Origin of the sequence: Chitinophaga sp. CF118 (assembly GCF_900112615.1) — a bacterium.
Classification (GTDB): Bacteria; Bacteroidota; Bacteroidia; order Chitinophagales; family Chitinophagaceae; genus Chitinophaga.
The window spans coordinates 41342-52314 of sequence record NZ_FOMK01000015.1 but is presented as its reverse complement, the minus strand read 5'-3'; the positions used below and the strand labels follow the sequence as shown (position 1 = coordinate 52314).

Below are 10973 nucleotides of genomic sequence, written 5' to 3'. Positions count from 1 at the left end.
ACTAGGATTTCTTTTGGATTGTAATCAGATAATGATCGCAGAAAATGTTAAAAGGAAAATAATTGCTTAAGCGCTGCTCTACCACTTGCAGGAATTTATATAAACGGGGATACCTTTCTACAAATCCCTGGTAAAATTCCGGGGGCACAGCAAAGTAGATCCCTTTTAAGGTAAGCACATCAAAATCCTTTTTCAGATGCCGCTTTACATAAGAAGGATTATAATAGTGCACAGGAAAATGCACCCCTTCAATATGTGCCGTAGCATTTTTTTTAAACCTTCTGAACGCGGTTTTAAAATCTCCTTTCAGTGCCATAATCAATTCCCAGGGCGAAACTTTAGGCATTATCACCAATGTAGCTTTCCCTTTTTTCGTTAAAATGGTATTGAATTGATCAAGCACCTGGTCCAGACTGCCGGTACAGTTTAAACCGCCAAAATTGGATATAATATAATCGAATTTCTGATTTCCTAATTTGTTCAGTTCATTGAAAGAACATAACCGGGTGCTTACAGCATCTTCTAAATGCTGCTCCTGGATTTTACGGTCCAGTTCATTCAGCATACCGGCAGCGATATCGGTAGATAATAATCTGAATCCCTGATTTGCGAAAAACAGCGTGTCGATCCCAGTACCACAGTTTAATTCCAGAAAACAGGTATCTTCCATCGCCTGTTTCAGGATCTCTTCGCGGTATATAGCGCGCAGATGCGCTGTTAATTTATTTTCATTATTTAGTTTGTCGAAAACCGCAGACTGTAATGAAAATGCCTGGCTTACCAATTGGTCGTTGCTGGTCATAGTCAGATTGGTTTAATGCTGTACATACCCTGTTGAAATTTCTTTTGTGTATACGCTTAGTTCCTGTTTAAGCCTGCGTTTTAAAAAGGAATATTTCAGCGTTTTAAAGAGGTTTACCGGAAATACACTTTCATTACTTTTTAACATCTCAAGGCGGTAAGTGTAATGAGTATACCGGTGCAGCTTTTTGTAGAACGGACTGTCGTACGTATTTGAATACATGATATCCAGATCGTCGGAATCTGTCCAGTTCTCTTTCGTTATCATATCCTGCTTTACATTCTCATAGAACGCTGTACCCGGCAATGGGTATGAAACAGAGATACCAATATCATCGGGCAATGTTTCCGTAATTAAGTCGATCGTCTTATTTATGTCCTGTACGGTTTCGTGCAGGTAGCCATATTGAATAAAAAAGGCAGCCCGGATACCATATTGCTGTAACAATTTCCTGGCCTGCTTAATTTCCTCAATGGTTGTTCCTTTGTCCATTGCATCCAGGATCTTCTGTGAACCACTTTCTGCCCCCATCCATACTTCCTCACAACCAGCAGCTTCGAGGTCTGTCACATATTTTTCCTGTACCAGCAAATCGGCACGTGATTGAATCTTGAAAGGAGTTCTTACACCAGCAGCTTTAACCTGGTCTGCAAATTCCTTTACCCAGCTACGTTTCAGTCCGAAAATATCATCGCAGAACCAGATATGGTTCATATTAAACAGCCGTTTCAATAGTACTATTTCTTTCACAACATTTTCAGGACTACGCATATTGTAGTTGTTGCCATAAATTGGTTTGGCGCACCAGTTGCATTTATAAGGGCATCCCCTGGTAGTCGCAATATTGATAGAGAAGTACCCATGTTTTTTGAGCCATACTTTTTTGTACGGTTCAATGTTTATCAGATCCCAGGCAGGCAGCGGCAGTTCATCCAAATGTTTTGAGATTGGTCTTAACGGATTCTTCTTCGGAACATCTGCTTCTGAATAAATCAGGCCTTTTATATTTTCAACGGAAGGGATCTTATTCTCTAACTGTTGAACCGTTTCCAGCAGTGTATATTCAGCTTCCCCGGAAATCACATAATCGGCCCCATTGTTTAAATATTTATCGAAATGGTCGGCCGCATCAGAGCTTGTAGCTATTACTTTGCAACCATAAGCTTTCGCATATTGCTGCATCAGGAATGCCGCCTCGCGCATATTGCTCAGGCACATCTTGGTAAGGTAATTGAAACCATCATCGTAGATAACGAAGATATCCGGTTTAAATTCTTTCAGGACAGGTATCAGCTCTTCCGGCGCGTTAGCGAACATTGTATCGAACAAAGCAACTTCGTATCCGTTTTCTCTCAGAACAGCCGCAGCCAGTATTGTACCTAATGGAGGATAAGGCTTTGCATGTGCGACCTGCTTAGGATCGAACTGAAGAAAATAAGAATGACTGAATAAGACTTTCAAGTTATTTCTTTTGTAATTGTTCTAATACTTTTTTCTGATAATTGGCCGGATGGTTCTTGGAAACATAAGGCGTGGTTTTAAAGGCCAGCTGATAATCTTCCATTGGGAAACCTCTCTTTCTCCACTTATGTTTCCACATCTTGTCGGTCAGGTCCATCAGAAAAAGATTCAGTGATTTCAGAAACAGGTTCTTCTTCCCCAGCATTCTCATGTTAAATTGAACCGCACCTTCGAAATCAACATCCAGATGTTGGATGTTAGAGAGATTACTTTGATTTCTTAATAAGAAAGTTTTGTAAATACTCTCGTTATAAACAGGAATAAGCGTACTTAATTCTATACGGGTAAAAAGATTCTTTTCATCCAGTCGCAGGTAATGTTCATCAATGAAGTAATTCATACAGAGATGATGTTGCCTGCCAATTAGAAAGCTCAGTTTCTTTACCAGGTGCAGGATAGTGCGGCAAATCCATAAAGTATTATTAGCAGTAATGATGAAAAAATCGAAATCAGTATTTTCATCAGCATAATTCTTTGATAGGGAACCTGAGATGCCCACAAATTTCACAAAGGGGAAAAGTGAAATAAAATGGGCAGTTCTTTTTGCTTTGGGGAATAAATAGGTAGCCTTTGCCTCGCCTACAATGCGTTTTTCAATAATTGCATCATCATCTGCCGCCAATAGATAATATTCATCGATCTTTCTGATTGTGCCGGAAATATCCATTTTTCTCAGCGCCAGTTTAACAGACAGTTCGGTAATATTATCCGGCAACAATTTATAGATCTCACTCAGTTTAAGCGGATGCCTGAACAAGCTGAAGTATTTCATCAGGTTCAGGATCTCAGAATCAACAAGCTCATCGCTTACCGGAAGTGAGTAATTAGTGCTGCCTGCCCTTAATGCTCCCATAAAAAATATTTTTCCAGTGGTCATTTCTCTCATGATGCCATTACCATTTGCATTTGCTGCTCAAGCATTCTTTTCAAATTCCTCCTCGCTTTCAATAGATTAGACTTGGATGTACCCACGGAAATACCTAGGATCCTGGAAATCTCTTCGTGCGTAAAGCCATCAATTGCAAAAAGACAAAATACGCTGCGATAAGCCGGACTGAGTTGCTGGATCAGTTTTACCAAATCATTATAGGCCATGTTTTCCATAGGATCTTCCATGTGAGATGCAACACTATTCAAAGTATTATCTGCAACTGTCCATGAAATACGTCTTGCCGTAAGTTTTGAATGATTAATGCTGGTGTTGATCATTATCCGCTTTAACCAGGCCATAAAAACGACCGGTAAGGTACTTTCATCACCATAAACTACGAATGACAAAACGCCTTTAAACACCTTCAGAAAGCCATCATTCATTACTTCCAGCGCATCTTCATCTGTAGATGCATACCGGATACAGATTGAATTGGCAAAGCCGTAATAATGCTCATATAAGGCATTTTGCCAGGTAGGAATTCCCTGCCGGCACCCATCCAGGATGGCGGACAGATTATATCCCTTTAGCGGGACAATTTTTTTAGTGCTTTCCACAGTTTGCTGCTCTTATATTGTAGTAATACGAGGGGTTACAGGAAAAGGTTGCCTGGGGAGAAAAAAAAATTCTTATATTGTATCACACTAATATCCTAACCCATTAGTGTAACCCGGTTTTATTTAGCCCTTGCCAATCTATTGATCCTCAAAAATTAACAGCTACCATGTTGGTAAGTAACAAGCATTTTACGCCGGTTATAGGGCTGGACATTCATATAGTTATCCTATTCGGATTCCCCGTGCCCTTACCCCATCCATATATTGGTTTTGTATTGGACCCTATGGATTACATTCCTTTTATTGGTGCCACAACTAAAATCAATCATGTACCCCGGGGTAAAAGTGATACAAGTGGCCTTATTATTATTCTGTTCCATATTCCTATGGGTGGACCTTTCCTGCTGGCCCCCATGATAGGCCACGATTCCGTGAATTTTTTCGGTAGCAAAAAGGTAAAGGTGGAAGGAAATCTCATGAGCCCTTCCGGTCATATGCTTATGACCTGTAATGATATAGGTATCCCGCTTTCCCTGCAACCGGGTAAAAAGATGAAACCTATTCCCAGTATGTATTTGCCTACATCTTTTTCCATTCCACTGTCTTTTGGCAAACCGGTTATGGTAGGAGGACCTTTTGTGCCGGACTGGAGCGGAGCGTTGTTAAATCTGGTGATGTCCTTTGGTTTTGGCGCACTTATGAAAGGGCTGGGCAAGGGACTGAAAAGTGTAGGTAAAGGACTCAAAAAAGCAAACTGGCATCTGAAAGGGAAACTGGGAGAGAGCAATAAACTGAGTAAAGTTCTTTGTAAGCTGGGTTTTGAACCGGTAGATCTGGTGCAGGGAATTGTGATTTACGAGGGCACTGATTTCGAACTGCCAGGACCTATACCTCTCAAATGGGAACGCTGCTGGAACAGCGATAGCGCTCATAATGGATTGCTGGGACACGGTACCCAGCTCAGTTATGATATGCGTATAGTGGAAGCACTGGAAGGAGATCTCACCGGAGTATTACTGGGCGATGGGCGTGGTATTCTGTTTGAAGCCCTGCCTTATACGGGGCAGAGTGATTACAATCGTCATGAAAGAATGACGCTGACCCGGACCGATCTCGATGAATACCAGTTATTCAATCACAAAGAAAGATTACGCTATCATTTCAGAAAGTTACATCCGCTGGATGAACAATACCGGCTTTACACTATCCTTAATGAAGCTGGTTTTATGATCAGTTTCCATTACAATAGTAAGGGCCAGCTGATGCGGGTGATTGATAGCGCCGGCAGGCATTTACATTTGCGTAACGATTCTGAAGGACGAATTGCTGAAATAACAGCTCATCACCGGGGAGCTACCCGGTTGCTGGTACAATATGGTTATAATGATGATGGCGATCTTACCCGGATCTCTGATGCACTGGGGCAAACTACGCATATCCGGTACCGTAATCATCTGATGGTGGAAAAAACGGATCGTGATGGCCAGATCTTTTACTGGGAATATGACAGTAAAGGCCGTTGCAAACATACCTGGGGTAATGGAGGAATACTGGAAGGATGGATAGAATATCATCCTGAAGATGGTTATAATCTGATCACCAACTCTCAAGGTGGCATTACTACCTATTATTACACTCCTGATTTTGTGGTTACACAAATCAAAGATCCGTTGGGCAACTCCAGCTTCATTGATTATACAGACGATTTTGAAGTTTACAGGGAAATAGATGAAGATGCCAATATAACCGGATATACTTATGATGAGCAGGGTAACCGTACAGGCGTGGTACAACCTGATGGTAGTGCCTGTACTTTCAATTACGATGCGGACAACAGGCTGATATTAACTACCGATCCACAAGGCAGCAGCAGGGCTTATATCTATTATAAAGGAGAAAAACATGCAGGACTGCTCCATACTATTACAGAAGCCGATGGCAGCATGTCCGTTTTCCGGTATAACGACCAGAATCTGCTCATTAAAGTGGAAAACGCGCAGGGAAGAGAAACCCTGCTGGAATATGATGAAGACTTTAATCTTTCCGGTATTACACTTCCCGATGCCGGACATTCCTCCTGGAAATATGATAGTTGGGGCCATTGTATAAGCACAACGAATCCACTGAAACAAGCTCAGTATTTCCATTATGATTCACTAGGCAGGGTAACGGAAGTGAGGCTGCCGGATGGCAACCATATTCAGTTTCAGTACAATGCCTATGAAGAAATAATCCAGATCCGGGATAAACATCACAATGTTCATTTTGAATATACCCCATTAGGCAGTTTGAAAATGCGGGAAGAGAACGGAGCAAAAGTACATTACGTTTACAACAAGGATGAGCAGCTTATAGGTATAGTCAATGAGCATGGAGAAATGTATCGTTTTACCCGCAATCAAAGAGGCGATATTATCAAGGAGACAGGCTTTGATGGCCTCACCCGGGATTATGAAAGAGATGCCACCGGTAAAATAATTAAAGTACATCGTCCTGGTAAACGCTGGACAGAATATGAATATGATTACAACGGACGGTTAACCCGTGCTGAATATAGTGATGGAAGCTGGGAAACGTATAGTTATAACCGTAACGGTCAACTCATAGAAGCGGTGAATGAACACAGTACCGTTAAACTGCAACGCGATGTTATGGGCCGGCTGGTGCAGGAATCGCAAAACGGTTACACAATTACCAGCACTTATGATCGCAATGGAAAACGTAAGGCTGTTCAAAGCAGCCTTGGTGCAAATATACAAATGCAGCATGATGCAGCAGGAAATGTAATAGATATCCAGGCAAGCATTGAAGGTTTGCATGATCCCTGGACTACACATATTGAGCGCAATCTATTAGGACTGGAAATAGAACGCACCCTGCCCGGTAATGTAAAAAGCAGCTGGAGTTATGATAAAGCCGGAATGCCCACTGGTCATACGGTGAGCAGTGGTAAACACAGTACCCGGAACCGTCATTATCGCTGGGATGCCAATCAGCAATTGAAACAAATTATTAATGGCATTAACGGCGGTGCTGTAAAATTTGGTCATGATGATTTTGGCAATCTTGCCTGGGCACAATATGAGAATGGGGAGTATGATTATCGTATGCCGGACAAAGCAGGTAACCTTCATAAAACACAGGAACGGAAAGACCGTAAATACAAACCGGGCGGGAAACTGGAAGAAAGCAGCGACACCCGTTTTATTTATGATGAAGAAGGCAATCTCCTAAGAAAAATAATGACCGCAACACCTGTTGGCGGTGCTACCTGGGAATATGAGTGGTATGGCAATGGTATGCTTAGAAAAGTAATTCGTCCCGATGGTAAAACGGTAGAGTTCCGTTATGATCCTTTAGGCCGTCGAATTGAAAAGCAATACAATGGAAAGCTGACCCGGTTTTTATGGGATGGAAATATATTGCTGCACGAATGGAATTATCCGGCTGCAGACAAACCTGCCATCACCCTCGATGAATCAGGAGATTTACAAAGTGATCCGGAACCAGTACCAGCTGAAACACTTGCCACCTGGGTATTTGAGGAAAGTACATTTACACCCGCAGCAAAGATTATTAATGGCCGGAAATATTCTATTATTACAGATTACCTGGGCACCCCCTGTGAGGTATATGATGAAGCCGGGGAAAAGGTTTGGGAATGTGAGTTGGATATTTATGGAAAGGTACGTAAATCAAGTTCTGACAAAGCATTTATACCTTTCCGTTATAAGGGGCAATATGAAGATGTAGAAACAGGATTATGCTATAACCGTTTCCGGTATTATAGTCCTGATGATGGAATATATATAAATCAGGACCCGATCCGGCTGCATGGAGGGCACAGGTTATATGCATATGTACATGACCCCAATATATGGCTGGACATTTTCGGATTAGCAGAATCAGTTTATCAACTGATAGATAAAGATGGAAATACTGTATATTACGGTATTACTGACCGCACACCATTGGAAAGAGCAAATGAGCATGTAAGAGATGGTAAGGAATTTGTTCATATGGAGGTATTGGCAGAAGATCTTACACATGATCAGGCAAGATCACTGGAAGGCGGTTTAATTCGTCAGCGTTTGAGAGAGAGAATTGATGATTACAATCCCACCGATAGTATTGAGGAGAAACTTGAAAGATCAGGATTGCTCAATAAGAACCGGGGACGTGAAATAGAACGCTGGAATCCAAAGAATCCATTGAGTGATGTACCAAAACTAGAGGAACCAAGGAAAGTAATTCCAACAGCCAAGTGTAAATAAACAATTAAACGACTATAGAAAATGAAGATTTATAGCATAGCTCCCGAAGGGAACGAAGCTGCAGACCTGGAAAATGCACGTTATTTTAACCTGGCATTGAAACAAATTAACAGCAGCGCAGAATATCTTAAAACCTCAGATAGCCCTGTTCAGGTAATGCTGGTGCATATCGATATATTATTACTGTTAAGCAGGAAATATCCGAATGATGCGAATCTCAGCATTAAACGGGCCGAAGTAAAACAATGGAAGGAATCCTTTTATGGATGGTTCGAGCGCTGTGGAGGTAAGATAAATGTGAAATACAGACAGGGTATAAAAGACTCTGCCGATGCACTTTTTTCAGAACTTGATCAATACGGTCACTAAAATTATCATCATGTGGGGAGAACGACCATGGGATAACGACCAGGCCGCTGACTGGCTTGGAGGATTGATGGAAAAAACCAGTCTTCCGGATAAAGTACGGCATACATTGCGCCTTGCAAATAAAGGACCGGATGAAGAAACCACTCCTTTACTCCGGGCCGCAGCATGGTGTTTAATACAACTGGGCCATATATACGTATGGCCGGTAAGCGAGTTGGAAGATGATCTGAAACTCGCCATCCATGCATTAGAGCTGGTTTTACAGGACGAAGAATATTGTTATAATGAAGCAATTATCACTAAAATAAAAGAGGAACAAAAAACACTTCAGGAGAGGTTAGACCTAATATGTAATAAGGCATCCTGAAGGGATTCTAACCCTGAAGGGATTCTAAAGGCATCCTGAAGGGGCATCCTAAAGTGAAAGGATCCTAAAGGGAACGGATCATAAAGAGAAGGGAACCTAAATGGAAAGGAACCTAAAGTGAAAGGATCCTAAAGGGAAAGGATCCTGAAAGGAAGGGAACCTAAATGGATCTTGAATTATAACAGGAAATCGAACATTGGGAAACCAGATATATAGTAAGTAATACAAATTGTAACAGGAAGTCGAAGTCGAGCTCTAGTCCGACATCTGAAAATGTGAGATTGTTATTGATTATAAATACACCTTGTCTGCCGTGAAGTTAAGGTGAAGTTTAATAAACATCTGATCTATAATCTTATTCCAAAGTTAAATTAAGATACTAAACAGGCAGGCGCAGTGTATTTGTGATCAATAACAATCTATACCCCCTCGCACTCAATAACAATCTTATCCCCCAATAACAATCTATACCCCCCTTCGCTGATTTAATAACAATCTTCAGTTCTTTTGGGTTAACTTCATAATAACTTTACCCCAACATAATTCTTCCACATTATGATACAGATCTTAGTACTCACAGACTTTTCCACCTGCGCAAATAATGCCGTTAATTTTGCAGTCCAGTCAGCTAAAATTCTTCCCGCAGAACTCACTATCATGCATGCTTTTGAAATGAAAAGTAATATGTACATCGATTATATGGGCGTTAATAAGGAGTTTACGCAATCATTGGTGCACGAAGAACAAACTAAACTGGATCAGCTAAAGCAAAGCATTGAAGGAACGGAAGGGATCGTTGTAAATACGCAGATAATCAAAGCTAGCCTGAATGAAGCAGTACTCCAGGTAACAGACGAAAGAGGTATTAATCTGGTCGTAGTAGGAACATTAGGCGTCAGTGGTATAAAACAAAAATTGTGGGGCAGCAGAACGGCCGACCTGTTAGGCAAAAGCAAGGTACCTGTAATGGTGATCCCTTATGATTATGAATGGAAGAAGCCAGAAACATTTCTGTTTGCCACCAATCATTTGGAGAAAGAACCCGCCATTCTGAATACCCTGTTTGAACTTGCAGATTTATATATGTCGCAGGTCCAGGTAGCACTGTTTACTGATGATAATGAGGATATAGCCATAACTTTCCTGGAATACAACCGTGGAATTCCGGAATACGAAAAAATGCTAAAAGAGCAGTATAATGAGGATACCCTTACTACGGCTCATCTTTATGGTACTGAGTTCGGTGAAACATTAGAGAAGCATATTAAAGAAACCGAAGTAGATGTACTCGCAATGGTTATCCATCACAGAAGTTTCCTGGAGAGGATCTTTCATCCCAGTCATACAAAACGGATGAGCTATCACACAGAAATTCCTTTACTAGCCATACCGGCAAAGTAGCTAAAACCCGATCGCATTCCCTCCATCCACAGGTAATATCACACCTGTAATATATTTCGCAGCATCTGACGCCAGGAATAAAGCAGCATTAGCCACGTCTTCCGGCTGACCCAGGTATCCCATTGGAGTTCTGCCCAATGCTTTACTTTTCCTTTCAGGATCTGTGTTAAGAGCAACAGCCGTCATGGCGGTTTCTATAAACCCAGGAGCAATGGAATTAATGCGGATGCCTTTAGGAGACAGTTCAACAGCCATCGCCCTTGTCATTCCATCCACAGCAGCTTTGCTGGCGCTATAGGCAATTACCCGTGGTATACCGTATTGCGCAGCCATAGAACTGATATTGATAATGCTGCCACTGCCTTTAATAAGCATATGTTTTACTACTTCCCTGGAAATCGCAAATACCGAACATAGGTTGGTAGTAATTACCTGTTGGAATTCCTCATCAGTGATAGTAGTAAAATCCTTCTTCATATTGATCCCAGCATTGTTTACCAGGATATCAATTTGCCCGAACTGTTGAATTACTTTTTCAATGAGGACAGGGATAGTGGAGAGGTTGCTGACATCATGACTGATAGGAAAACAAAGGTCTCCCAATTGTGACTTTGCCGCATTCAGTTTGTTTTCATCACGACCCACAATAACAGTGAGAATACCATTTGATGTGAACTTTTCCGCAATAGCCAGTCCAATACCGGAACCTCCACCTGTTACTATAGCTACTCTTTTGTGCATATTGAGATAA

At 41.5% G+C, this 10973-nt stretch carries 9 protein-coding genes; 4 read left to right on the top strand and 5 right to left on the bottom strand.

Features of this window, described 5'->3' with window-relative positions:
- Position 1: 1 nt before the first annotated feature.
- Genes BM176_RS30945 through BM176_RS30930 form a run of 4 tightly spaced genes read right to left on the bottom strand, consistent with a single transcriptional unit; the run spans position 2 to position 3811 of the window.
- Positions 2–802 carry a class I SAM-dependent methyltransferase gene (locus BM176_RS30945; protein ID WP_090108285.1) on the bottom strand — a complete coding sequence of 267 codons (801 nt, stop codon included), beginning with the start codon at positions 800–802 and terminating at the stop codon, positions 2–4.
- Positions 803–814: 12 nt separating this feature from the next.
- Positions 815–2263, bottom strand: a complete 1449-nt coding sequence (locus tag BM176_RS30940) for a B12-binding domain-containing radical SAM protein (protein WP_090108284.1) — start codon at positions 2261–2263, stop codon at positions 815–817.
- A 1-nt stretch (position 2264) separates the two neighbouring features.
- On the bottom strand, positions 2265–3176 hold the full coding sequence (locus tag BM176_RS30935; protein WP_143097962.1) for a hypothetical protein: 912 nt from the start codon (positions 3174–3176) through the stop codon (positions 2265–2267).
- 29 nt (positions 3177–3205) lie between these two features.
- Complete coding sequence (locus BM176_RS30930) at positions 3206–3811, bottom strand: RNA polymerase sigma factor (RefSeq protein ID WP_255373622.1); 606 nt, start codon at positions 3809–3811, stop codon at positions 3206–3208.
- Between the two features lie 167 nt (positions 3812–3978).
- On the opposite strand from BM176_RS30930, the gene BM176_RS30925 reads away from it, so the two are divergent.
- The 4 genes from BM176_RS30925 to BM176_RS30910 all read left to right on the top strand — a co-directional run bounded on the left by BM176_RS30925 (position 3979) and on the right by BM176_RS30910 (position 10222).
- Positions 3979–8085, top strand: a complete 4107-nt coding sequence (locus BM176_RS30925; RefSeq protein ID WP_090108282.1) for an RHS repeat-associated core domain-containing protein — start codon at positions 3979–3981, stop codon at positions 8083–8085.
- Between the two features lie 21 nt (positions 8086–8106).
- A complete protein-coding gene (locus BM176_RS30920) occupies positions 8107–8454 on the top strand; it encodes a hypothetical protein (RefSeq protein WP_090108281.1) in 348 nt (115 codons plus the stop codon).
- Positions 8455–8464: 10 nt separating this feature from the next.
- A complete protein-coding gene (locus BM176_RS30915; RefSeq protein ID WP_090108280.1) occupies positions 8465–8821 on the top strand; it encodes a hypothetical protein in 357 nt (118 codons plus the stop codon).
- 555 nt (positions 8822–9376) lie between these two features.
- On the top strand, positions 9377–10222 hold the full coding sequence (locus BM176_RS30910) for a universal stress protein (RefSeq protein ID WP_090108279.1): 846 nt from the start codon (positions 9377–9379) through the stop codon (positions 10220–10222).
- Here BM176_RS30910 and BM176_RS30905 read toward each other — a convergent pair whose 3' ends face one another.
- Positions 10223–10963: an SDR family NAD(P)-dependent oxidoreductase gene (locus BM176_RS30905; RefSeq protein ID WP_090108278.1), complete on the bottom strand. Its 741-nt coding sequence runs from the start codon at positions 10961–10963 to the stop codon at positions 10223–10225.
- Positions 10964–10973: the final 10 nt, after the last annotated feature.